The sequence below is a fragment of the Pseudoxanthomonas beigongshangi genome, from assembly GCF_016820515.1.
Taxonomy (GTDB): Bacteria; Pseudomonadota; Gammaproteobacteria; order Xanthomonadales; family Xanthomonadaceae; genus Pseudoxanthomonas_A; species Pseudoxanthomonas_A beigongshangi.
In genome coordinates this window covers 147,636-169,377 of sequence record NZ_JADHDV010000007.1, presented here as the reverse complement: position 1 = coordinate 169,377, position 21,742 = coordinate 147,636, and the positions used below count along the sequence as shown (strand labels likewise).

Here is a 21,742-nt window from a genome sequence, read left to right as displayed (position 1 = left end):
GCGGCGCGCGGCGGTCATGCGCTATTGTCGCGCGATGTCCGCATCCACGCATCCCGGCAACGGCGAGGGCTTCGCATCCGAATGGGTCGAGGCCGCGCTGGCGGCGGCGCTGTCGGTGCGCGCGGCCGTGCCGGTGCTGGCGATCAGCGGTTTGCAGGGTTCCGGCAAGTCCACGTTCGCGGCACAGATCGACGCGCTGGCGCGGGCGCGCGGTCGGCATCCGGCGGTGCTGTCCATCGACGATGTCTACCTGACCCGCGCCGAACGCGGGCAACTGGCGCGCGAGGTGCATCCCCTGCTCGCCACCCGCGGTCCGCCCGGCACGCACGACGTGGGACTGGCCTGCGATCTGCTGGATGCGCTGCGCGCGGGGCGGCCGGCGACGTTGCCGCGCTTCGACAAGTTGGCGGACGACCGTGCGCCCGAGTCGGCGTGGGAACGGCTGGAGGTGGCGGATCTGGTGATCTTCGAGGGCTGGTTCCTCGGCACGCCGGCCGAGCGGGACGACGCGCTGCGCGAGCCACTGAACGCGCTGGAGCGCGAGCAGGACGGCAATGGCCGCTGGCGGCGGTATTGCAACGACGCGCTGCGCCGCGACTATCCGGCGCTGTGGCGGCGATTCGATCGCCTGTGGTTCCTGCAACCGCCGGGCTTCGAGGTGGTCGCCGGCTGGCGCGCGCAGCAGGAGCGGGAGCTGGCGCGGGCGCGGCCGGACGTCGCGTCGATGGACGACGCCGGCGTGGCGAGGTTTGTGCAGTTCTTCGAGCGGGTCAGCCGGCAGGCGCTGCGCACGCTGCCGGATCTGGCCGATCGGACGCTGGCGCTGGATGAGCGCCGACGGCCTCGGTGAAGCCTCCCCCTCCTCCTTCCTTCCTCCTTGTGGGAGCGACGTAAGTCGCGATAGCCGCCGCGGGAAAGCCTCATCGCGACTGACACCCTGGGAAAGCCCCATCGCGACTTACGTCGCTCCCACAGGGAGGGTTGTTGTGGGGTTACGCCACCACGAAGCTGATGCGCAAATTGACGCGCCATTCGGTGACGTTGCCGGCGTCGTCGGTCACCACCTTGATCTCGTTGACCCAAGCGCCCTTGATGCCCTTGACCGTCTCGGAGGTCTTCTTCAAGCCGACCTTCACCGCGTCTTCCATGCTGGTCTTGGAGGCGGCGTTGATTTCGATGATCTTGGCGACAGACATGGCGTTTCTTCCTTTTGCTGTGGCTGGGCGGGCATCCGCCGGGGTGTCCACCCTAGGCCAGCGCGTGTTAAGGGCCCGCCACGGGTGCTAGCATCCCCGGCGATGAATCCCGCCCCCAACCTCGTCCTGGTCGGCCCGATGGGCGCCGGCAAAACCTCGATCGGCAAGCGTGTCGCCGAGCGGTTCGGGCTGGTGTTCATCGATGCCGACCAGGCCATCGTCGAGCGGGCGGGCGCCACCATCCCGGAAATTTTCGAGCATGCCGGCGAGGCCGGTTTCCGCGAACGCGAGACCGAGGTGCTGCGCGATCTGCTGGCCGGCGAAGGCCGGTTGATCTCCACCGGCGGCGGCGCGGTGTTGTCGGCCGACAACCGCGCCCTGCTGGGCCGGCGCGGTTTCGTCGTCCACCTGGGCGTGAGCGTGCCGGCACAGCTCAAGCGCCTGGCCCGCTGCACCAACCGCCCGCTGCTGCAACGCCCGGATCGCGAGCAGGTGCTGGAGGAAATGGCGCGCACCCGCACGCCGCTGTATGCCGAAGTCGCCGATCTCACCCTCGATACCGATCACCTGATGCCGCCCGAGGCCACCCTGCGCCTGTGCCACCTGCTGGCCACGCACTGGCGGCGGCAAGAGACCCCCGCATGAATCCGCTTTTCCGCACCGTCGCCGTCGGCGGCGACACTCCCTACACGATCACCATCGGTCCCGGCCTGCTGGCCGATGGCGCCGCCCTGGCCCGCCATGTGCGCGGCCGCCACGTGCTGCTGGTCAGCGATTCGACGGTGGCGCCGCTGTATGCGGCGGCAGTACGCGAAGCGCTGCACGCCGCGCGCCCGGAACTGGGCATCGGCACTTTCATCCTGCCGGCCGGCGAAGCCTCCAAGACGCTGGCGCATTTCGGCCACGCCATCGACGCGCTGGCCACTCTGGGCGCGACCCGCGACGCCTGCGTGTTCGCGCTGGGCGGCGGCGTGGTCGGCGATCTGGCCGGATTCGCAGCCGCCTGCTGGATGCGCGGCGTGGACTGCGTGCAGTTGCCGACCACTCTGCTGTCGATGGTGGATTCCTCGGTGGGCGGCAAGACCGCGGTGGACATTCCGCAGGGCAAGAACCTGGTCGGCGCGTTCCATCCGCCGCGCGCGGTGTTCGCCGACACCGACGCGCTGCGCACGCTGCCGCCGCGCGAACTGCGCGCCGGCCTGGCCGAGGTGATCAAGTACGGCGCGATCCGCGACCCGCTGTTCTTCCAGTGGCTGGAGGCCGAACGCGACGCGCTGCTGGAAAGCGATCCGACCGTTCTGGCACAGGCGATCGCGCGCAGTTGCGAGCACAAGGCGGAAATCGTCGAACGGGATCCGCTGGAGCGCGGCGAGCGCGCGCTGCTCAACCTGGGCCACACCTTCGGCCACGCCATCGAGACCGAACAGGGCTACGGCAGCCCGGACAACGACAACCTCAACCACGGCGAAGCGGTGGCGGTGGGCATGGTGCTGGCGGCGCGGCTGTCGGCGATGCTGGGCCTTTCAGGCGATGCCGATACAGAACGGTTGATTGCGTTGCTGCATGCGTACGGCCTGCCGATCGCCATTCCGACCGGACTGGCGCCGGAAGCTTTGCTGGCGCGGATGCGGTTGGACAAGAAGAACCAGGCCGGCCGCCTGCGGCTGGTGCTGTGGCGTGGCATCGGCCGCGCCGAGGTGGTGCCGGACGTGGACGAGGCGCAGGTGTTGCGGGTCCTCGGGGGAGGCTGAACTTCCCCATCCTTGTGGGGGGCGACGTCAGTCGCGATGGAGATCGCGGGAAAGCCCCATCGCGACTGACGTCGCTCCTACAAGTAGCGTTCGGCGTGTACACGGATTCGGCCCCCTCCCCCGCGTGCGGGGGAGGGCTGGGGTGGGGGCGAACGTCCCGGTGTTCCCGCGCTGCTGGAAGCGGCCCCCATCCCGACCTTCCCCCGCAGGCGGGGGAAGGGGCAAAAGCCTGGCGCTGCGGGTGCCCGTCGGTCGCGCCGAGGTGCTGCCGGATGTGGATGAGGCGCAAATGTTGAGGGTGCTCGGGGGAGGTTGAATTCCTCCTCCCTTGTGGGAGCGACGTCAGTCGCGATGAAGATCACGGGAAAGCCCCATCGCGACTGAAGTCGCTCCTACAGGTTGCGTAGCGCGCACGTACACGAATTCCACACCCTTCCCCGCCTGCGGGGGAGGGCTGGGATGGGGGCGAACGTTCCGGTGTTCCCGCGCTGCTGGAAGCGGCCCCCATCCCGACCTTCCCCCGCGCGCGGGGGAAGGGGCAAAAGCTAGGCGCTGCCGGTAGCTGCGCGTTCGACGGCTACACGCTGCCTTCGCGTTCAATCACCAGGATTCGCGCCACGCCGAGCGGTTCGGCCCGATGCCCGGTACCGGTGTCCGCATGGAACACGAACGACCCACCGACTTGGNGGTGCTGCCGGATGTGGATGAGGCGCAAATGTTGAGGGTGCTCGGGGGAGGTTGAATTCCTCCTCCCTTGTGGGAGCGACGTCAGTCGCGATGAAGATCACGGGAAAGCCCCATCGCGACTGAAGTCGCTCCTACAGGTTGCGTAGCGCGCACGTACACGAATTCCACACCCTTCCCCGCCTGCGGGGGAGGGCTGGGATGGGGGCGAACGTTCCGGTGTTCCCGCGCTGCTGGAAGCGGCCCCCATCCCGACCTTCCCCCGCGCGCGGGGGAAGGGGCAAAAGCTAGGCGCTGCCGGTAGCTGCGCGTTCGACGGCTACACGCTGCCTTCGCGTTCAATCACCAGGATTCGCGCCACGCCGAGCGGTTCGGCCCGATGCCCGGTACCGGTGTCCGCATGGAACACGAACGACCCACCGACTTGGCTCCCTCCCCCGCCTGCGGGGGAGGGCTGGGGTGGGGGCGAACGTCCCGGTGTTCCCACGCCGCTGGAAGCGGCCCCCATCCCGACCTTCCCCCGCAGGCGGGGGAAGGGGCAAAAGCTGGGCGCTGCCGGTACCTGCGCATCCGACGGCTACACGCTGCCTTCGCGTTCAATCACCAGGATTCGCGCCACGCCGAGCGGTTCGGCCCGGTGCTCGGTGCCGGTTTGCGCATGGAACATGTCGCCGGATTCCAGTACCGCCGAGTGTTCGACACCGTGCTCGCGCCAATGCATGCGCACGCGGCCGTCCATCACCGCGAACACCTCCTGGCCGTCGTTGACGTGCCAGCGGTATGGCTGGTCGGTCCAGTGCAGGCGAACGCTGGTGCCGTCCAGATGGGCGATGTCGAGCGCGTCCCAGGCACGATCGGCGGTGTAGTCGCGGCTGCGGATGAGGTTCATGGGAGCTCCGTGGAGGCAAGTAATATCGAGATCCGATCGCTTCCTTGTGGGAGCGACGTCAGTCGCGATGAAGATCGCGGGAAAGCCCCATCGCGACTGACGTCGCTCCCACAGGTTGGGGATCAGGCCACGGCTTCGCGGGCGCGCAGGTTGGATTGCGGCACGTTGTCGATCGGCAGCGGTGCCTGCGCGTCGAGCGCGGCGATCCATTCGGCGGTGGAAGCCACGGCGGCGAAGTTGCTGTGGAAGACCACGCTGAAGACGCGGTGGATTTCCTCGGCGCTGGCCGAACCGGCCGCGTTGGCGTAGGGCAGCGCGCCGGTGGCGTCGTGCAGGAATTCCATCCGCAGGCCGCGATGCGCGCCTTCGTAGATTGTCGAGGCGTCGCAGTTGTGGGTCATATAGCCGACCACGGCGAGCGTATCGATGCCGCGCGTGGCCAGCCAGTCGGCCAGATCGGTGCCGGTGAACGCGCTGGCGAGTGATTTCTCGATGTAGTGATCGCGCGGCCGGCCGGCCACGTCCGGATGCAGTTCCCAGGTCGCGGTGCCGGGCGCGAACACCGGCGCGCCGGCCGGGGCGGTGTGCTGGACCACGATGACCGGGATGCCGGCCGCGTGGGCGGCGTCCATCGCCCGCAGCAGGTTGGGCAGGGATTCGCCGACCGGCGGGTGCTCGATGGGCAGGCCGCCGGTGAAGTACTCGTTCTGGACGTCGATGACGATGAGGGCGCGACGGGGGGAGGTCATGGCGGTCGGTTCCGGTGGGGTGTGGCGGCATTCTGGGCAGCGGGCCGGAACGCCACGAGTGGCCCGAAGCGCATCTTTCGATAGAATCGGGCCATGTCCCTGCACTGCATCGCCGTGGTCGCCTTTGACCGCATCAGCCCCTTCCACCTGTCGGTGCCCTGCCTGGTGTTCGAGTCGCGGCCGGCGCCGGGCCTGCCCGACTTCGACCTGCGGGTCTGCGCGGTGGAGCCGGGTCCGCTGCGCACCGACGCCGGCTTCGCCCTGCAACCGGAGTACGGGCTGGAAGGGCTGGAAGGCGCCGATACCGTGGTCGTCCCGTCCTGGCGGGACCAGGACGAACCGGCGCCGGAGGCGCTGTGCCAGGCCCTGCGCCGGGCCCATGCGGACGGCGCCCGGCTGGTGGGCCTGTGCCTGGGCACCTTCGTGCTGGCCGACGCCGGGCTGCTGGACGGGCGTCCGGCCACCACCCACTGGGCCGCGCTGGACACCTTCGCCCGCCGCTACCCGAAGGTGCGGCTGGAGCCGGACGTGCTGTACCTGGACGATGGCGAACTGCTGACCTCGGCCGGCACCGCCGCCGGCATCGATTGCTGCCTGCATCTGGTCCGTCGCCATCACGGCGCCGAGGTCGCCAACCGGATCGCCCGCCGGCTGGTGGTGGCGCCGCATCGCCAGGGCGGCCAGACCCAGTACATCGAGCAGCCGCTGCCGGCCGATCCGGGCGACGACCGCCTGCGCGCGGTACTGGCCTGGGCGCTGGCGCACCTGGACCAGCGGCTGGGGGTGGACGAACTGGCCGACCGGGCGCTGATGAGCCGGCGCACCTTCACCCGCCGGTTCCGCCGGGCCATCGGCACCAGCGTCGGCGACTGGCTGGCCCACCAGCGGCTGGCGCGGGCGCAGCGGCTGCTGGAAACCACCGACCGGCCGCTGGACCACATCGCCGCCGAGGCCGGTTTCGGCAGCGCCGTCTCCCTGCGCCAGCGGTTCGCCGCCGCCCTGGGCACCTCGCCCTCGGCCTACCGGCGCAGCTTCCGCGGCGGCTGAACGGCCGCCGCTTCGCTACAATCCGCCCCATGCGCGTCTTCCTCCAGCAACGCCCCGAGACGGGCGAAGCTCCCCGCTACGTCCAGCTGACCCTGCAACCGGACCTGTTCGGCGGCTGGGAGCTGCTGCGCGAAAGCGGACAGATCGGCGGGCGCGCGCAACTCAAGCGCGAGCAGTACCTGCTGCAATCCGAGGCCGACGCGGCCTTCGAGAAAGCGCGCGACACCCACCTCAAGCGTGGCTACCAGATCACCTTCACGCAGGGAGCGCCACAGCCGTGAGCCTCTCCGCGGCGGCCGCCGTCCGCGCCGCCTGAAGGTCCGCATGCGTCGCCCGCGCCACGCCTCTTTTTCCACCCGGCGAAACCACTGCCGGATTCCCCCACAAGGAACATGATGTCCAGCTCCCTGAAGAATGATCGCCTGCTGCGCGCGCTCAAGCGCGAACCCGTCGACTGCACGCCCGTCTGGCTGATGCGCCAGGCCGGCCGCTACCTGCCGGAGTACCGCGCCACCCGCGCCGCCGCCGGCAGCTTCCTGGGCATGGCGAAAAATCCGGAGATCGCCTGCGAGGTCACCCTGCAACCGCTGCGCCGTTTCAAGCTGGACGCGGCGATCCTGTTTTCCGACATCCTGACCGTGCCCGACGCGATGGGCCTGGGCCTGTACTTCGTCGAAGGCGAAGGCCCGAAGTTCGAACGCACCGTGCGCACCGCCGCCGATGCGGAAAAGCTGGCCGTGCCCGACATGGAGACCGAACTGCGCTACGTGATGGACGCGGTGCGCCTGATCCGCCGCGAACTGGACGGACAGGTGCCGCTGATCGGTTTCTCCGGCAGCCCGTGGACGCTGGCCTGCTACATGGTCGAAGGCGGCGGCAGCAAGGATTACGCGCGCATCAAGGCAATGGCGCTGAACGATCCGGCCACCCTGCACAGGCTGCTGTCGGTGAACACCGACGCGGTGATCGCCTACCTGTCGGCGCAGCGCGCGGCCGGCGCGCAGGCGCTGCAGGTGTTCGACACCTGGGGAGGCGTGCTGTCGCCGGCGATGTACCGTGAGTTCTCGCTGCCTTACCTGACCCGCATCGCGCGTGAACTGGAACGTGGCGAGGGCGCGGATCGCACGCCGCTGATCCTGTTCGGCAAGGGCAACGCCGCGCACCTGGAAGCGCTGGCCGACAGCGGCGCCGAAGGCGTGGGCGTGGACTGGCTGATCGAACTGGCCGACGCGCGCCGCCGCACCGCCGGCAAGGTGGCGCTGCAGGGCAACCTGGACCCGGCCGTGCTGTACGGTTCGCCGGACGCGATCCGCGCGCAGGTGAAGGCGACCCTGGACAGCTACGCCGCGGGTGCGGACGGCAGCCGCGACGGCCACGTCTTCAACCTCGGCCACGGCATGTCGCCCGACATGAATCCCGAGCACGTTGCCGTGCTGGTGGATGCCGTGCACGAGTTCAGCGCCCGGTAGGCGCGACTTTTCCGGAGCCCGCAATGGACGGCCGCCCCCACGCGCTTTCCCTCGCCCTCGTCCTGATGACCACCGGCCTGGCCGCCTCCGCGGCGCTGGCCGACGAACGCGCACCGGTGACGATCGAAGTGCGTGGCGACGACTTCCCGATGCTGGTGCAGGACACCGGCCTGCCGCCGCCGCTGGACGACAACGGCCTGCCGCGCACGCCCGGCTGCGAGGCCGTGCGCGCGCGCCGCGTGGACGAACTGCCCTATCCCTGGCGCGAGGCGGTGGATCGCATTCACCTGGATTGCCAGCCGATGGAAGCGCCCGAGGGCGAGACCGCGCTGATGGCGCTGACCGCGACCGCGTTCCTCAAGCCCGGCCGGGTCTGGCTGGCCGGCCACACGGTGAGCGAGATCCGGCGGATGGATTCCGAACTCTGGGGCGATCACCAGTACGTACTGGCCGAACCCTACGCGCAGGTCGCCGCCGATCTGCGCGCGCAGCTGGAAGCAGATTGCGTGAAGCGCCATACGCGCCAGGAACGCGAAGGCGCGCCCGAATGCACGATGGAAGAAAGCGAAGGCGCGCTGTACCTGCGCGTGGACGAAATCAGCGGCATCTGGATTCATGCGGATCCGGACGATGCATCGCGGACGATCTACGCGGAAGGGTGGGCTGATTAGGCGGGGATTGGGGAAGGCTAGGCTTTTGCCTCCCCCTTTGAAAAAGGGGGATTGAGGGGGATTTTGCTTTGGGCGCAAAAAGCAAATCCCCCGTCACCCGCTTCGCGGGTGCCCGCCCCCTTTTTCAAAGGGGGTTGATCGGGTGGTCTTGTCGGACTGATGTTTTGCAGGAACACAACGGCTGACAGCAAACGCACGCACATACCTCCCCCCCACTGTCACCCCGCGCCCGTACGCTGTCCCCGCAGGCGCGGCGCGGTGCCGTCGGTGTCGTCTTTCGGCGCGCTGTACTCGAAGCGTAGTTCGCGCATGTCTTCCGGTACTGCCGGATTCATGTCTTCCGGCGGTTTGCAACCGGGTCCGATGCGACCGATTGCGTTCCCCGCCACCACCTGTAGGACGCGGGCCTGGGGAGTCTGCGGATCCAGCACCTCGATCCGATCCGCATACGCCACGCCCCAGATCACGCCGTCCTTGTCGGCACTGGCCACCATGCCCGGCCGCCCGAGTTCCAGTGGCGCCGTCGCCGCCACGATGGGCGCGGGATTCCAGCACTTGCCGGTGTTGGACACGCGCAGGGCACGAACAAGTCCAGTGGTGCTCTGTTCCAGCAGGGTCCGGATCTGCTCCTGCTCGAGCTGATCCTCCTCCACCGTCATGCGGGTCTTGATGTAGTACATGTCGTGCACCAGCATCACCATCGCCGAGTGGTAGCCCTTTCCCTTGCGCCGGAGCTGCATCGACACCGAATAGGCTTCCAGGTCCCGCTTCTCCTTGCCCTTGCCCAGCGTGATGACGAACGGTCGCAGGGTTCCCATCCCGACCCGCTCGTAACTGTTCGCGCGCCCGGCCAGGCTGCTGATTTCGTCCACCGTCTGCTGGACGTCCTTGCGCAGGCGATCCGGCGGCAGCACGCCGGCGGGATAGAAGTAGGCGTCCAGCCAGCGATCTTCCCGGGACGGATCCTGGTAGCGGACCGAAGCGCCGAGTTCGGCAAGTTCGAAACGATGTTCCCCGAGTGCCTCCCAGGCTTCGAGCTTCAGCGGATACAGGATTCGCGTTTCGGTCAGGAAGCCGCCCAGGAACGGTGCAGCTTCATCCTTCCGCGGCGTGTCCGGTTCGCCTGCCATCACCGTGGGCGTGGCGAACAGCAACAACCACCACGACAGGCGACGGCCGTTCCGGGCACGGAATCCGCCGCTCATGGCGAAGCGGCTCCGGCGCGCGCGCGATCACCGTGGTCGACATCACGGGAGAAGGACGCGACTCCTTGCCGCCCCATGTCGCCGCTCCTTCCGCTGTCTCGCTTGCGCATCATTCACCTCCGCTACTGCCGGCCCGACCGGCCGTTCATGTGCCGTCCGCCCGCCCGTCACAGACACGCAGGATCCCATCGGCCAGCATGTCGCCGGTGACCGGTTTTCGCAGGAAGTCGTCGAAGCCGGCCGCGCGCGCCTGTGGTTCGGCCTCGGCGTCGGCGCGGGCGGTGATGGCGATCAGCGGCGCGTTGAAGCCGCCCAGGCGCAGTTGCCGCGCCAATGCCAGCCCGTCCAGTCCCGGCAGATCGAGATCCAGCAGGGCGACGTCGAACGATTGCCCGGCGGTTTCGCCCAGCGCCGCCAGTCCGTGCGCGGCATGCACGACATGATGTCCGCGCGCGCGCAGCAGTCCGGCGATCACTTCGGCCACGGTGATGTCGTCTTCCACCAGCAGGATCCGCCGCGCCTGCGCCGACACCGCCGCCCGCGGCGTGCCGGCCGCCGCCGGCACGACGTGCGGAAGCGGCAGTTCCACGATGAAGCGGGTGCCCAGGCCCGGTCGGCTTTCGACCCGGATGCTGCCGCCCATCGCGACCGCCAGTTCCTGGCAGATCGCCAGGCCCAGTCCGCTGCCGCCGTAGCGCGAGGTGGTGCGCGCGCCATCGCCCTGTTCGAAACGCTGGAACAGGCGCGCCTGTTGTTCGGCGTTGATGCCCGGCCCGGTGTCGCTGACTTCGAAGCGCACGCCCTGCGGGTGCAACGGGAGCACGCGCAGGCCCACCCCGCCGCGCTCGGTGAACTTGATGGCGTTGCCTAGCAGGTTGAGCAGGATCTGCCGCATCCGCATCGGATCGACGATCACGTGCGAAGGCACGTCCTCGTCGCATTCGTCGGAGAACGACAGCCCGCGCTTCTCGGCCATCGGCGCGGTCATGTCGATGACCTCGCGGATCAACGCGCGCAGATCGACTTCCTGCGCATCCATGTCCAGCTTGCCGGCCTCGATGCGGGCCAGGTCCAGTGCGTCGTTGACCAGCCGCAGCAGGTGCGAACCGGCGCGCTGGATGGCGTTGGTGTAATGGCGCTGGGTGTCGGTCAGTGGCGTCGCCAGCAGCAGTTCGCTCATGCCCAGGACGCCGGTCATCGGCGTGCGCACTTCATGGCCGAGGGTGGCGAGGAAGCGGGTCTTGGCCAGTGAAGCCTGTTCGGCCACTTCGCGCTTGTGTTCGTTGAGCTGCCATTCGGTGCGACGACGCACCCGGCGCCGGTAGGCGGCGGCCAGCAGCGCCAGCAGCAAGGCGCCGGCCGCGGTCAACAGGCTGATGCCCCAGACGCTGCGGTACCAGGGCGGCAGCACTTCGAACGAAAGCTGCTTTTCCCCCGAAGCGTTGCCCGCCGCGTCGAACGCCTGCAGGCGCAGGCGATAGTGGCCGGGACGCAGGTTCGAAAACGAACGCTCGCCGCTGGCGCCCTGTTCGACCCAGCCCTGATCGAAGCCTTCCAGCCAGGAACGGTAACGATGCGCCAGCGGATCCTCGTAGCTGAGCAGGCGCAGGCTGACCTGCAGGTCATGGTCATCGGGCAGCAGTTCGAAGCCGCCATTCATCGGCAACTGCACGGTGCGGTCGCGCTGGTTCACCTGCAATCCGGCCAGCAGCAGGTGCGGGGTGAGCGGCGGCGGATCCGGCAACGCCGTGTCCAGCAGCATCACCGAACCATCGGCGGTGCTGCCGGCCAACAGGCCGCCGCCCGCCATCAGCAGGCCGCGGTCGTTGAATTCCTGGCTCATCAGGCCATCGCGCACGCCGAAATTGCGCACCCGCACCGGCGCCTGATCATCGGGTGCCTCGATCCGGAACAGGCCGCGGCGGGTCGCCAGCCACACCCGCTTTTCCGGATCGATGGTCATGCCGGTCGATTCCAGCGCCGGCAATCCCTGTCGGGGCGCGATCTGCCGCACCTGTACCCATCGGCCTTCCCGCTGCCGCCAGTGCTCCAGGCCGGAGAGCCGATGCAGCCACAATTCGTCGGGCGCGACGAAGGCGAAGGACAGCACCCGCTCCACGCCCGCGCCGATGACGGTGACGAACCGGTGCTGGCCGGGATCCCAGCGCTCGATGCCGCGATTGCTCGCCGTCCACAACTGGCCGTCGGGGCCGGCGAGCATCGTTTCGATCTCGCTCGGCTCGCTGTCCTGTTCCGAGCGGGCCAGACTGTCGATGACCTGCCCGGTCGCGCCATCCCGGTGCTGCAGCGACCCCATCTGGGTCGCCAGCCACAGCGTGCCGTCGCCGGTCTGCACCAGCCAGTCCACCGACGTGCCGTCGGGCACCTGATCCGGGCCTTCGGCATTCGACCATTCGCGCTTCTCGCCGCTGCGCGGATCGATGCGGATGATGCCGTTGCGATGGCCGAGCCAGAGGCGTCCCTCGCGATCCTCCAGCACCGAGGTGAAGCGCAGTTCCTTCAACCGCTGCGCGTGCACGCCCAACGGCTCCACCTCGCCGCTGGCCGTGTCCAGTCGCTCGACCCCGCCGATGCTGCTGACCAGCCACACGCCGGTACCGGTGGCCGAGGTGGCCAGGCCGCGATACAGCCCGCCTCCCAGGCCCTGCGTGGGCGTGAACGACGCGATCCGCCGCCAGTCCGAGCGCAGGTAGGCGACGCCGCGCGTCGGCACCGGCACCCAGAGACCGCCATCGGGTTGCATCAGCAACGTCTGCAACACGCGGCCGACGCCCACGCCCTGGCTGTCCTGCGCGATCGGCGCGGGCGCGCGATCGCCGTCGGTATGCCAGAGCCCGCCCTGGCTTGCCAGCCAGTATTCGCCGTGCCCATCGGCGGCCATCGCCATCACCGCGTTGGGTCGTTCGAACATCGGCGACCATGGCGGCGTGCTCCAACCGCCCTGGCGACGCCAGCGATACATGCCGGACGATGTGCCCGCCCAGATCGAATCGCCGTCGACGGTGACCGAATAGATGATCAGCGACTCCCCGCCGGGCAGGGCTTCGCGCAGCATGCGCTTGCCGTCGTACCGGACCAGGCCGCTCATGGTGCCGATCCACAACTGGCCGGTCGGATCGAAGGCCAGCGACAGCACGTTGTCGGACGGCAGGCTGGCCGGATCGCCTTCCACCGCGTTGAAGCGCTGTACGCGACCGTCGGTGCCGATCCGATGCAGGCCGCCGCCGAAGGTGCCGAACCAGACCTCGCCACCGTGGCTGGCGATGGCGAATGCATCGTCGCTGCCCATCTGCGGATACTGGGCCCTGCGGAAATGGCGGAATCCGCGGCGCTCGGGTCCCATCATGCTGAGGCCGCCGTTCTCGGTGGCGACCCAGACCCGGTCGAGGCCATCCACGTGCAGCGCCTGGACGACGTTGCCGGGCAGCGAGGCCGGATCATCCGGATCATGCCGCCACACCTTGAAGTTCACGCCGTCATAGCGGGCCACGCCATCCCAGGTGGCCAGCCACAGGTAGCCGGCGCGGTCGCGGGCCATGGCGGGGATGGTGGTGGACGGCAATCCGTCGGCCACCGTCATCATCCGGAAACGCGGAATCTCCGGCACGCCCGCCTGCACTGTCGCGCAGGCCAGCCATGCCGCCAACATCCAGATCCGCCATCCCATGCCGTCGTGTCCTGTTCTGCCGTGGTTCCCCGGCCCGAATCGTCGCAACGGACCGTTGCAGGCGCAAGCGGGGTATCTTCAGCCGGGCCCGCCTAGAATCCCCGTTCATGACTCCAACGCGCCCATATCGCCGTGCCCGGACCAGCGCCCTGCTCGCGCTGCTCGCCTGCGCATGCCCTGCCTGGGCGGCGGGTCCGGTGGCGTACGCGCTGGATCCGGTCCACACGCGGATCATGCTCGCGGTGGAGCATGCCGGCTTCTCCAAGGCCATCGGCACGATCTCCGGCAGCACGGGCACGCTGGTGTTCGATCCCGAGGACTGGAGCACCGCGCGGCTCGATGTCACGGTACCGCTGGCACGCACGGATTTCGGCGACGAGAAGTGGAACCGGGCGGTGCTGGCCGGCAACCTGCTGGATGCCGAGCGCTTCCCCGAAGCGCGTTTCGTTTCCAACCGGATTGAACCGGCCGGAGCGGACCACGCCTCGGTCTGCGGCACCCTGTCCCTGCATGGCGCCGATCGCGAGCTGTGCCTGGACGTCAGACTCAATGCGCTCAAGCGCCATCCGCTGCCGCCGTTCCGCCGCACGGCCGGTTTTTCCGCCACCACCACGCTGCAACGCTCGGATTTCGGCATCACCGCATGGAAGTCGGTGATTGGCGATTCCGTCGAACTCCGCATCGAGGCCGAAGCCACACGGACGGGCAAGGTCGACGATAGCGAAGAAGCGGCCGCCGACGCGGCCACCATCCCAGCCACCCCTCGGGAGCCCACCCTCAATGACCCTGAAGAACACCCCTGAACGCTGGGGCGTCGTCAGCCAGACGCTGCACTGGCTGATCGTCGTCCTGCTGCTGGTCATCGCCTACATCGGCCTGACCATGGGCGAGCTGCCCAACGGACCGCGCAAGATCAACATCTATGCGCTGCACAAGTCGATCGGCCTGACCATCCTGGCGCTGGTGACGCTGCGCCTTGTCTGGCGCGTGTACGCCGGCGCGCCGCTGGCGATCCCCGGCACGCCCGGCTGGCAGCAGCGCATCGCCTCGCTCACCCACGTGGCGCTGTACGGGCTGATGTTCGCCATGCCGTTGTCGGGCTGGGTGCTGAACTCCTCGGCGGGCTATCCGCTGCAATGGTTCAAGCTGGTCAACCTGCCGGCCATCACCGCCCGCAATCCGGAGCTGCACGAGTTGGCCGAAACCCTGCACGAATCGATGTTCTGGGTGCTGGTGGTCGTGGTGCTGCTGCATGCGGGCGCCGCGTTCTACCACCACCTGTTCCAGAACGACGACACCCTGCGGCGGATGCTGCCGGGTCGCCGTCGCCCGGCCATCGCCTCCCCCACCGCGCCCCCCCCCGAGGACACCGCACCATGATCCGTCTCCCCCGCACCCGCTTCATCGCCGCCGGCCTGCTGCTGGCCGCCGCCCTGCCCGCGTTCGCCGCCGACTACGTGCAGGCGCCGGGCTCCACGCTGGTGTTCGCCAGCAATTACCAGGGCGAAACCTTCACCGGCAAATTTGGCGGCTTCAACACGACGCTGAGTTTCGATCCGGCCAACCTGGCCACCTCGAAGCTGGACGTGACCATCCAGCTCGCCGGCACTAATACCGGCAACGACGATCGCGACAGCACGCTGCAGACCGGCGACTTCTTCAACGTCGCCAAGTTCGCCCAGGCCCGCTACACCGCGACCAAATTCCGCGCGCTGGGCGGCAACCAGTACGCCGCCGACGGCAGCCTGAGCCTGCGTGGCGTCAGCAAGCCGGTCACCCTGACCTTCACCTGGACCCCGGGCGCGCAGCCGGTGCTGGCCGGCAAGGCCACGGTCAAGCGCCTGGACTTCGGCGTCGGCGGCGGCGAGTGGGCCGACACCAAGACCATCCCGAACGATGTCGCCATCAGCACCAAGGTGGTGCTGAAGCCGGCGAAGTAAGCATGCTCCCATGCGGCGCGTCATCCTGCGCGCCTCGCTGGCGGTCGCGTTGCTCTGCTTCGCGACCGTCCTGGCGGCCTGGTTCGTGGGTGGCGAGCTGTTGGCCCCGCGCCTGGCCGCCATGGGTGACGCGCCCGCTGATCTGCCCATTGAAGCGGTAACCATTCCGGTCCCCGACGCGCCGCCGCTGCGTGGATGGTGGGTGACCGGAACCACGGCGCGGCCCGCCGTACTCCTGCTGCATGGCATCCGCGCGGATCGGCGCGCGATGCTGGGACGCGCCCGCCTGCTGCATCGTCATGGCTATCCGGTCCTGCTGGTCGATTTGCAGGCACATGGCGAGAGCCAGGGCGATGCGATCACGCTGGGCGCGCGCGCGTCTCGCGGTGTTGTCGCCGCGCGGGACTGGATGAGGCAACGTGTTCCCGGCAGTCGCCTGGCCGCCATCGGCGTATCCCTCGGCGGCGCCTCGATATTGCTGGCGCCGCAACCCGCCGGATTCGATGCGGTGGTGCTGGAAGCGGTCTATTCGAACGCGCGCCAGGCCGTCCGCAACCGTATCGCCATGCGCCTCGGCGATGGCATGGCGGAATTGCTGGCGCCGCTGCTGACCCTGCAGACGCAATGGCGGATCGGCGTGACCGTCGATGAACTGTCGCCCCTGGACCGGATCGGGAAACTGGATGCGCCCGTACTGGTCGTGGCCGGTGGCCGCGACCGGCATACCCTGCCCGCCGAGTCGCGCGCCCTGTTCGAACGCGCCAAGAATGCCAAGGCATTCTGGTTGCTGCCGAATGCCGCGCACGTGGATTTCCTCGCGCACGCCCCCGATGAGTACGAGAAGCGGGTGGTCGGCTTTCTCGAACACCAGTTGTCCGGTCCGTCCTCGCAGCAGACCGCGCGCCACGCTTCACCTGCTTCGATGCCCGGCTCCGCATCCCGCCACGATCCGACGGCACCCTGACCCGACTCGTCAGGCAACAGGAAACCCGCGCCATGGCGCGGGCTTCCTGTTGCGGGGAGGACCCGTGGGCGCAATCGACCTGCGCGACGGCGAGGCACGGTCCCCGTCGGATGACCACCAGTGCCGCCACGCCGGAACCGGCCAGAACAGCGGCCATATCGTGGATACGTGCAGCGGACGACCTGGCCGGATTCGACGTGAGGTCCCGCGCCTGCACCTGAACTATGCGCAGCTGTTCACCCTCGAAGACGAGGTACTACTCCCCCATCCTTCGCGATCGTCCGCGCCCGTACGACAGCATCGCCGCCAACTCCCTCAACCGGCGAGGAAGCGCGCCAGCCCCGCCGCATCGAACGGCCAGTCCAGTTCGGTCCCGTCCGCGCGGCGCAGGACGGGTACCCGTACGCCGTAGCGCGCCTCCAGATCGTCGTCGCCGTCAATGAACGCGCTCTCGAATTCCGGCACCCGCGCCTCGGCCAGTACGGCCAGGGCCAGGTCGCACAGATGGCAGTCGTCGCGCTGGTAGAGGGTCAGGGCTGGGGACAAGGGTGCGATCTCCGGATCCGATCTGTTGCGTCGCGGGAGCGGCTTTCACCGGCGACGGCATAGAATACGCGCCATGGCAGTCAGCACCTTCGACCTCTTCAAGATCGGCATCGGGCCGAGTTCCTCCCACACCGTCGGCCCCATGCGGGCGGCGGCGCGGTTCGTCGCGCGCTGGCTGGAGGAACCCGGCCGCCTGCGCGACGTCGCGCGGATCCGCGCCGAAGTGTTCGGCTCGCTGGCCCTGACCGGGCGCGGCCACGGTACCGACAAGGCCGTGCTGATGGGCCTGGAAGGCCACTATCCGAACGAAATCGACCCGGACATCATCCCGCCGGCACTGGAACGCATCCGCGGCAGCAAGACCCTGCAACTGGGCGGCACCCACGCGATCGCCTTCGACGAGAAGCGCGACCTGCTGATGAACAAGCGGCAGAAGCTGCCCTACCACACCAACGGCATGCGCTTCACCGCCTACGACGCCAGCGACGAGGTCATCGCGACCCGCGATTACTACTCGGTCGGCGGCGGCTTCGTGGTCAACCAGGACGACGCGGCGGTGGATCGCATCGTCGCCGACGAGACCCCGCTGCCGTATCCGTTCAAGAGCGGCGACGAGCTGCTGGCGCAGTGCCAGCGCAGCGGACTGAGCATCGCCCAGCTGATGTTCGAGAACGAGAAGTGCTGGCGCGGCGAGGACGAGATCCGCGAAGGACTGCGGGCGATCTGGAGCGCGATGCAGGCCTGCGTGACCCGCGGCATCCGCGAGGAAGGCACCCTGCCCGGCGGCCTGCACGTCTCGCGACGCGCCCCCACCCTGCACCGCGAACTGGCCAGCAAGCCGGAAGCCAACATGCGCGACCCGTTGACCACGCTGGACTGGGTCAACCTGTACGCGCTGGCGGTCAACGAGGAAAACGCCGCCGGCGGACGCGTGGTCACCGCGCCCACCAACGGCGCGGCCGGCATCATCCCGTCGGTCATGCACTACTTCGACCGGTTCTGCCCCGGCTCCAGCGAACAGCGGATCTTCGACTTCCTGCTCACCGCCGCCGCCATCGGCATCCTCTACAAGGAAAACGCCAGCATCTCCGGCGCCGAGGTCGGCTGCCAGGGCGAGGTCGGCGTGGCCTGCTCGATGGCCGCCGGCGGCCTGGTCGCCGCGCTCGGCGGTTCGCCCAGCCAGATCGAGAACGCCGCCGAAATCGGCATGGAACACAACCTGGGCCTGACCTGCGATCCGATCGGCGGACTGGTGCAGATTCCCTGCATCGAGCGCAACGCGATGGGTGCGGTGAAGGCAATCAATGCCAGCCGCATGGCGATGCGCGGCGACGGCAAGCACAAGGTGTCACTGGACAAGGTCATCAAGACCATGCGCGACACCGGCCGCGACATGCAGGACAAGTACAAGGAAACCAGCCGCGGCGGCCTGGCCGTCAACGTCATCGAGTGCTGACGGAACCCGGCGGCCCGTAGAGCGGAGCTTGCTCCGCTGCCCTTTCTCCGCAACCTCCCCGCCAGCCGGGCAAGCTCGGCTCTACGGGTTGGCGGTGATCGCCAATACGTCATCCAGCAACGCGGCCGCGGTCACTTCCGCGCCCGCGCCGGGGCCCTGCACCACCAGCGGCTGGTCCGGATAGCGATCGCTGAAGATCGCGACCCGATTGTCGGTGCCGCCACCGCCGCACAGCGGATGATCCGCGGCCAGCGTGCGCAGTCCGACGCTGGCGCCTTCGGCGTCGAAACGCCCCAGGAAACGCAGCTTTTCGCCGTTGCGGTAGGCCTCGCGGAAATGCGCGCCCAGCGGCGCGTCGAACTGGCCAAGCGCCTCGTCCAGCTCGGCGATCGTCAGCGTTGCCAATGCCGCCGGCACCAGCGACTCGACCTTCACGTCTTCCGACTGCAACGGCAGACCGGCCGCCCGCGCCAGGATCAGCAGCTTGCGGCGCACGTCCTCGCCGGACAGATCGATGCGCGGATCCGGTTCGGTGTAGCCGGCCTCGCGCGCCTGGCGCACGAAGCCGGAGAACGGCCGCATGCCGTCGTAATGATTGAACAGCCACGCCAGCGAACCGGACAGCACGCCTTCCACCCGATGGATGCGATCGCCGCCGGCGACCAGCGCGCGCAGGCTGCGCAGCAGCGGCAGGCCCGCGCCGACCGTGGCGCTGTCGCCGTAGTGCGCGCCCGAATCCCGGCGCGCGCGCTGGATGGCCTGTGCACGCACCAGCGCGCCGCCGTTGCCCAGCTTGTTGGCAGTGACCACGTGGATGCCGCGCGCCAGCCACTCGGCATGCCAGTCGGCCACCGCGTCGCTGGCGGTGGCGTCGACGATGATGTCGCCGTCGCGCAGCGATTCGGCTTCCGCCCACGGTGGCAGTTCCGCATCGCGCGCCGGCGCGGCGCGGGCGGCATCCAGCGCATCGGCAGGCGCGGCGGCGCAGGCCTGCACGCTGCGCGAGTTGGCCAGCCAGGCGAACTCGGGCAGGCCCTCGATGCGCTCGCTCAGACGACCGTAGCGATCCACGAATGCGCTGCCGACCACGCCGGTGCCCAGCAGCGCCAGGCGCGGCGACGGCCGGCGGCGCGCCGCCGGAAGCTGGACGACTGCGCTCATGCGTCGGCGAGTTTTCGATCGGCCTCCGCGGCGGCGCGCTGCGCGCGCGCCAGGCCGGCGGACAGATCGGCCAGCAGATCCTCGGTGGCCTCGATACCAACCGACAGGCGCAGCAGGCCATCGGAAATGCCCGCCTTGGCACGCGCTTCGGCGGTCATCGCCGCATGCGTCATCGAAGCCGGGTGCGCTACCAGGCTCTCCACCCCTCCCAGCGATTCGGCCAGGGTGAAATATCGCAGGCCTTCCACGAACGCACGCACGGCCGCTTCGCCGCCATGCAATTCCACGCTCAGCATCGCGCCGAAGCCCTTCTGCTGGCGCGCCGCCAGCGCATGCCCCGGATGCGAGGCCAGGCCGGGGAAGTACACCTTCGATACCGCCGGATGCCCGTCCAGCAGGCTGGCAATGGCGTCGGCGTTCTCCTGGTGCACGCGCAGGCGCGCATCCAGCGTGCGCAGGCCGCGCAGGGTCAGGAAGCTGTCGAACGGCGAACCAGTCAGGCCCAGCGCGTTGGCCCACCACACCAGTTGCTGGTGCACTTCCGGATCGCGCGCGACCACCGCGCCGCCGACCACGTCGCTGTGGCCATTGATGTACTTGGTGGTCGAATGCACCACCAGATCCGCACCGAACTCGATCGGCTTCTGCAAGGCCGGCGACAGGAAGGTGTTGTCGACCACGGTCAATGCGCCGGCCTTGTGCGCGGCATCGATGACGAAGCGCAGGTCGGTGATCCGCAGCAACGGGTTGGAGGGCGTCTCGATCAGCACCAGCCGCGGCGACTGCGCCAGTGCGTCGGCCAGCGAGCGCGGATCGGTCAGGTCGGCGGTGATCAGCTCGAAGTGGCCCTTCTTCGCCAGCGCGTTGAACAGGCGCCAGCTGCCGCCGTACGCGTCATGCGGCACCACCAGGCGATCGCCCGGCTGCAGCAGCGCGTTGAGGACAAGGTTGATCGCGCCCATGCCGGTGGAGGTGATCACGCCGCCAACGCCGCCTTCCAGTTCGGCCAGTGCCTCGCCCAGCAGATCCCGGGTCGGGTTGCCGCTGCGGGTGTAGTCGTACTCACGCTTGTTGCCGAAGCCGTCGAAGCTGAAGTTCGACGACAGCACGATGGGCGGCGTCACCGCGCCGTAGGCGGTATCGCGGTCGATGCCGGCGCGGACGGCGGCGGTGGCGGGACGACAGGGGTTGTCGCCGGCGGCGTCGAACTGGCTCATGCGTTTTCTCCGTTGCCGCGCAGGGCAGTGCTGAGGATCGCGTCGATGCGATCGGTTTCTTTCAGGAAGGCGTCGTGGCCATAGGGCGAGCGCAGCACGCGCAGGTTGCCCCGCGTGCCCAGCCCCTCGACCAGGGCCACGGAATCGGACAGCGGCACCAGCCGGTCACCCTCGACCGCGACCACCGTGGTAGGCACGCGCACGGCGGCCGGATCGATGCGGTGCAGATCGATGGATTCGGACAGGCGCAGGTAGGCGGTGACCGGGGTGCGCGCCACGTACTGCGCGCCGGCGGCGTCCAGGTAGTCCTCGGCGGCGCAACGCACGCGGCCATGCACGATCTCGGCGGCGGCGTCGAAGCGCTCCTCGAATTCTTCCGGCGTGCGGTAGCTGAGCATGGCGAACTGGCGCGCCAGCGAAAGGCCTGCCGCGTCGGCGCACTGCAACTGGCCCAGGCTGACCGCGCGACGTTGCAGCGCGCGCCAGGCGGCGGCATACGGATGGGCGCGGTGCGCGCCGCTGACCGCCACCAGCTTTGCCAGCCGGGCCGGATGGCGCACCGCCAGTTGCAGGCCGACCAGCGCGCCATAGGAATAGCCGACGAAGGCATGCAGCTGGCGGATGCCCAGCGCGTCCAGCAGCTTGACGATCGCCTCGGCCTGGTCGGCGGTGTCGATGGGCGCGTCGAGCTTGCCGTCGGCGCCGATGAAATCGATCGCCAGCAGGCAGCGGTGTGCCGGATCCAGCGCGCGGCCGGTGCCGACCAGATCGTTCAACCAGCCCTTTTCCGCGAACGTGGCGCTGGCGGCCAGGTGCCGGTGCGCGGAGATGCCGCCGGCGACGAACACCACCGGCGCGTCCACCGCGCCCGACAGTTCATAGCGCAGCCGGATCAGGTGCCGGCCCGCGTGGCGCATGTCCAGTTCCAGCGCGATTTCGCCACGGCGGGCGGTGATGCCGTCCTGGACAAGGAGAACGGCATCGGCCGTACAGGACGCGGGCACGGAAGACAGGGAAGACGCGGCGGCGGTGGCGAAGCTCATGGCGGTGTCCGGTGAAGAGGGGACTTGCGGCCATCGAGCTTTCGCGGAGCTCGCGTTCGCCGTGCA

At 69.1% G+C, this 21,742-nt stretch carries 21 protein-coding genes; 12 read left to right on the top strand and 9 right to left on the bottom strand.

Annotation, left to right across the window (positions count from 1 at the left end):
* The first annotated feature begins 34 nt into the window (after positions 1–34).
* Positions 35–850, top strand: coding sequence for a kinase (locus IQ458_RS07530; protein ID WP_203322398.1), 816 nt, complete (start codon positions 35–37; stop codon positions 848–850).
* Positions 851–992: 142 nt separating this feature from the next.
* Here the strand turns inward: IQ458_RS07530 and IQ458_RS07525 are convergent, their stop codons facing one another.
* Entirely contained in the window at positions 993–1,196 is a 204-nt protein-coding gene (locus IQ458_RS07525; RefSeq protein ID WP_141453826.1) for a dodecin family protein, read from the bottom strand.
* A 102-nt stretch (positions 1,197–1,298) separates the two neighbouring features.
* Here IQ458_RS07525 and IQ458_RS07520 point away from each other — a divergent pair, with 102 nt between their 5' ends.
* Both IQ458_RS07520 and aroB read left to right on the top strand, forming a co-directional pair.
* Positions 1,299–1,841, top strand: coding sequence for a shikimate kinase (locus tag IQ458_RS07520; RefSeq protein ID WP_203322397.1), 543 nt, complete (start codon positions 1,299–1,301; stop codon positions 1,839–1,841).
* Positions 1,838–2,947, top strand: a complete 1,110-nt coding sequence (gene aroB, locus IQ458_RS07515; RefSeq protein ID WP_203322396.1) for a 3-dehydroquinate synthase — start codon at positions 1,838–1,840, stop codon at positions 2,945–2,947. The genes IQ458_RS07520 and aroB overlap by 4 nt, the downstream gene beginning before the upstream one ends.
* A 1,261-nt stretch (positions 2,948–4,208) precedes the next feature.
* Here aroB and IQ458_RS07510 read toward each other — a convergent pair.
* Both IQ458_RS07510 and IQ458_RS07505 read right to left on the bottom strand, forming a co-directional pair.
* Positions 4,209–4,520, bottom strand: coding sequence for a cupin domain-containing protein (locus IQ458_RS07510; RefSeq protein ID WP_203322395.1), 312 nt, complete (start codon positions 4,518–4,520; stop codon positions 4,209–4,211).
* A 122-nt stretch (positions 4,521–4,642) separates the two neighbouring features.
* Complete coding sequence (locus IQ458_RS07505; RefSeq protein ID WP_203322394.1) at positions 4,643–5,269, bottom strand: cysteine hydrolase family protein; 627 nt, start codon at positions 5,267–5,269, stop codon at positions 4,643–4,645.
* A gap of 93 nt (positions 5,270–5,362) precedes the next feature.
* On the opposite strand from IQ458_RS07505, the gene IQ458_RS07500 reads away from it, so the two are divergent.
* From IQ458_RS07500 to IQ458_RS07485, 4 genes are all read left to right on the top strand, one after another.
* Positions 5,363–6,316, top strand: a complete 954-nt coding sequence (locus IQ458_RS07500) for a GlxA family transcriptional regulator (RefSeq protein ID WP_203322393.1) — start codon at positions 5,363–5,365, stop codon at positions 6,314–6,316.
* Positions 6,317–6,345: 29 nt separating this feature from the next.
* Positions 6,346–6,597: a WGR domain-containing protein gene (locus IQ458_RS07495; RefSeq protein WP_183643884.1), complete on the top strand. Its 252-nt coding sequence runs from the start codon at positions 6,346–6,348 to the stop codon at positions 6,595–6,597.
* A 114-nt stretch (positions 6,598–6,711) separates the two neighbouring features.
* The gene (gene hemE / locus IQ458_RS07490) at positions 6,712–7,785 is read left to right on the top strand and encodes a uroporphyrinogen decarboxylase (protein WP_203322392.1); all 1,074 of its coding nucleotides are present in this window, start codon (positions 6,712–6,714) and stop codon (positions 7,783–7,785) included.
* 23 nt (positions 7,786–7,808) lie between these two features.
* Positions 7,809–8,456: a hypothetical protein gene (locus tag IQ458_RS07485; RefSeq protein WP_192197362.1), complete on the top strand. Its 648-nt coding sequence runs from the start codon at positions 7,809–7,811 to the stop codon at positions 8,454–8,456.
* Between the two features lie 218 nt (positions 8,457–8,674).
* Here IQ458_RS07485 and IQ458_RS07480 read toward each other — a convergent pair whose 3' ends face one another.
* Both IQ458_RS07480 and IQ458_RS07475 read right to left on the bottom strand, forming a co-directional pair.
* Positions 8,675–9,661 (bottom strand): hypothetical protein, encoded by a 987-nt coding sequence (locus tag IQ458_RS07480; protein WP_203322391.1) that lies wholly within the window; start codon positions 9,659–9,661, stop codon positions 8,675–8,677.
* Positions 9,662–9,806: 145 nt separating this feature from the next.
* Positions 9,807–13,349: an ATP-binding protein gene (locus IQ458_RS07475; protein ID WP_203322390.1), complete on the bottom strand. Its 3,543-nt coding sequence runs from the start codon at positions 13,347–13,349 to the stop codon at positions 9,807–9,809.
* Between the two features lie 107 nt (positions 13,350–13,456).
* Here IQ458_RS07475 and IQ458_RS07470 point away from each other — a divergent pair, with 107 nt between their 5' ends.
* From IQ458_RS07470 to IQ458_RS07455, 4 genes are read left to right on the top strand one after another with little or no spacing between them, the layout of a single operon-like run.
* Complete coding sequence (locus IQ458_RS07470; protein ID WP_203322389.1) at positions 13,457–14,152, top strand: YceI family protein; 696 nt, start codon at positions 13,457–13,459, stop codon at positions 14,150–14,152.
* Complete coding sequence (locus IQ458_RS07465; protein ID WP_203322388.1) at positions 14,130–14,729, top strand: cytochrome b; 600 nt, start codon at positions 14,130–14,132, stop codon at positions 14,727–14,729. The genes IQ458_RS07470 and IQ458_RS07465 overlap by 23 nt, the downstream gene beginning before the upstream one ends.
* Positions 14,726–15,289 (top strand): YceI family protein, encoded by a 564-nt coding sequence (locus IQ458_RS07460; RefSeq protein WP_203322387.1) that lies wholly within the window; start codon positions 14,726–14,728, stop codon positions 15,287–15,289. The genes IQ458_RS07465 and IQ458_RS07460 overlap by 4 nt, the downstream gene beginning before the upstream one ends.
* Before the next feature lie 10 nt (positions 15,290–15,299).
* Entirely contained in the window at positions 15,300–16,253 is a 954-nt protein-coding gene (locus tag IQ458_RS07455; protein WP_203322386.1) for an alpha/beta hydrolase, read from the top strand.
* A gap of 315 nt (positions 16,254–16,568) precedes the next feature.
* Here the strand turns inward: IQ458_RS07455 and IQ458_RS07450 are convergent, their stop codons facing one another.
* Positions 16,569–16,799 (bottom strand): glutaredoxin family protein, encoded by a 231-nt coding sequence (locus tag IQ458_RS07450; RefSeq protein WP_183643909.1) that lies wholly within the window; start codon positions 16,797–16,799, stop codon positions 16,569–16,571.
* A gap of 73 nt (positions 16,800–16,872) precedes the next feature.
* Between IQ458_RS07450 and IQ458_RS07445 the strand changes: the two genes are divergently transcribed.
* Positions 16,873–18,255: an L-serine ammonia-lyase gene (locus IQ458_RS07445; protein WP_203322385.1), complete on the top strand. Its 1,383-nt coding sequence runs from the start codon at positions 16,873–16,875 to the stop codon at positions 18,253–18,255.
* Positions 18,256–18,336: 81 nt separating this feature from the next.
* Here the strand turns inward: IQ458_RS07445 and IQ458_RS07440 are convergent, their stop codons facing one another.
* From IQ458_RS07440 to metX, 3 genes are read right to left on the bottom strand one after another with little or no spacing between them, the layout of a single operon-like run.
* Positions 18,337–19,416, bottom strand: a complete 1,080-nt coding sequence (locus IQ458_RS07440) for a homoserine dehydrogenase family protein (protein ID WP_203322384.1) — start codon at positions 19,414–19,416, stop codon at positions 18,337–18,339.
* A complete protein-coding gene (locus IQ458_RS07435) occupies positions 19,413–20,633 on the bottom strand; it encodes an O-succinylhomoserine (thiol)-lyase (protein ID WP_192197353.1) in 1,221 nt (406 codons plus the stop codon). The genes IQ458_RS07440 and IQ458_RS07435 overlap by 4 nt, the downstream gene beginning before the upstream one ends.
* A complete protein-coding gene (gene metX, locus IQ458_RS07430; RefSeq protein WP_235996654.1) occupies positions 20,630–21,676 on the bottom strand; it encodes a homoserine O-succinyltransferase MetX in 1,047 nt (348 codons plus the stop codon). Before metX ends, IQ458_RS07435 begins: the two co-directional genes overlap by 4 nt.
* Positions 21,677–21,742: the final 66 nt, after the last annotated feature.

Coding starts and splice junctions, on each gene's coding strand:
- IQ458_RS07470 (WP_203322389.1), top strand. CDS start 13,457: ATGACTCCAACGCGCCCATATCGCCGTGCCCGGACCAGCGCCCTGCTC.
- hemE (WP_203322392.1), top strand. CDS start 6,712: ATGTCCAGCTCCCTGAAGAATGATCGCCTGCTGCGCGCGCTCAAGCGC.
- metX (WP_235996654.1), bottom strand. CDS start 21,676: ATGAGCTTCGCCACCGCCGCCGCGTCTTCCCTGTCTTCCGTGCCCGCG.
- IQ458_RS07525 (WP_141453826.1), bottom strand. CDS start 1,196: ATGTCTGTCGCCAAGATCATCGAAATCAACGCCGCCTCCAAGACCAGC.
- IQ458_RS07500 (WP_203322393.1), top strand. CDS start 5,363: ATGTCCCTGCACTGCATCGCCGTGGTCGCCTTTGACCGCATCAGCCCC.
- IQ458_RS07505 (WP_203322394.1), bottom strand. CDS start 5,269: ATGACCTCCCCCCGTCGCGCCCTCATCGTCATCGACGTCCAGAACGAG.
- IQ458_RS07530 (WP_203322398.1), top strand. CDS start 35: ATGTCCGCATCCACGCATCCCGGCAACGGCGAGGGCTTCGCATCCGAA.
- aroB (WP_203322396.1), top strand. CDS start 1,838: ATGAATCCGCTTTTCCGCACCGTCGCCGTCGGCGGCGACACTCCCTAC.
- IQ458_RS07460 (WP_203322387.1), top strand. CDS start 14,726: ATGATCCGTCTCCCCCGCACCCGCTTCATCGCCGCCGGCCTGCTGCTG.
- IQ458_RS07520 (WP_203322397.1), top strand. CDS start 1,299: ATGAATCCCGCCCCCAACCTCGTCCTGGTCGGCCCGATGGGCGCCGGC.
- IQ458_RS07485 (WP_192197362.1), top strand. CDS start 7,809: ATGGACGGCCGCCCCCACGCGCTTTCCCTCGCCCTCGTCCTGATGACC.
- IQ458_RS07445 (WP_203322385.1), top strand. CDS start 16,873: ATGGCAGTCAGCACCTTCGACCTCTTCAAGATCGGCATCGGGCCGAGT.
- IQ458_RS07435 (WP_192197353.1), bottom strand. CDS start 20,633: ATGAGCCAGTTCGACGCCGCCGGCGACAACCCCTGTCGTCCCGCCACC.
- IQ458_RS07475 (WP_203322390.1), bottom strand. CDS start 13,349: ATGGGATGGCGGATCTGGATGTTGGCGGCATGGCTGGCCTGCGCGACA.
- IQ458_RS07480 (WP_203322391.1), bottom strand. CDS start 9,661: ATGAGCGGCGGATTCCGTGCCCGGAACGGCCGTCGCCTGTCGTGGTGG.
- IQ458_RS07440 (WP_203322384.1), bottom strand. CDS start 19,416: ATGAGCGCAGTCGTCCAGCTTCCGGCGGCGCGCCGCCGGCCGTCGCCG.
- IQ458_RS07455 (WP_203322386.1), top strand. CDS start 15,300: ATGCGGCGCGTCATCCTGCGCGCCTCGCTGGCGGTCGCGTTGCTCTGC.
- IQ458_RS07495 (WP_183643884.1), top strand. CDS start 6,346: ATGCGCGTCTTCCTCCAGCAACGCCCCGAGACGGGCGAAGCTCCCCGC.
- IQ458_RS07510 (WP_203322395.1), bottom strand. CDS start 4,520: ATGAACCTCATCCGCAGCCGCGACTACACCGCCGATCGTGCCTGGGAC.
- IQ458_RS07465 (WP_203322388.1), top strand. CDS start 14,130: ATGACCCTGAAGAACACCCCTGAACGCTGGGGCGTCGTCAGCCAGACG.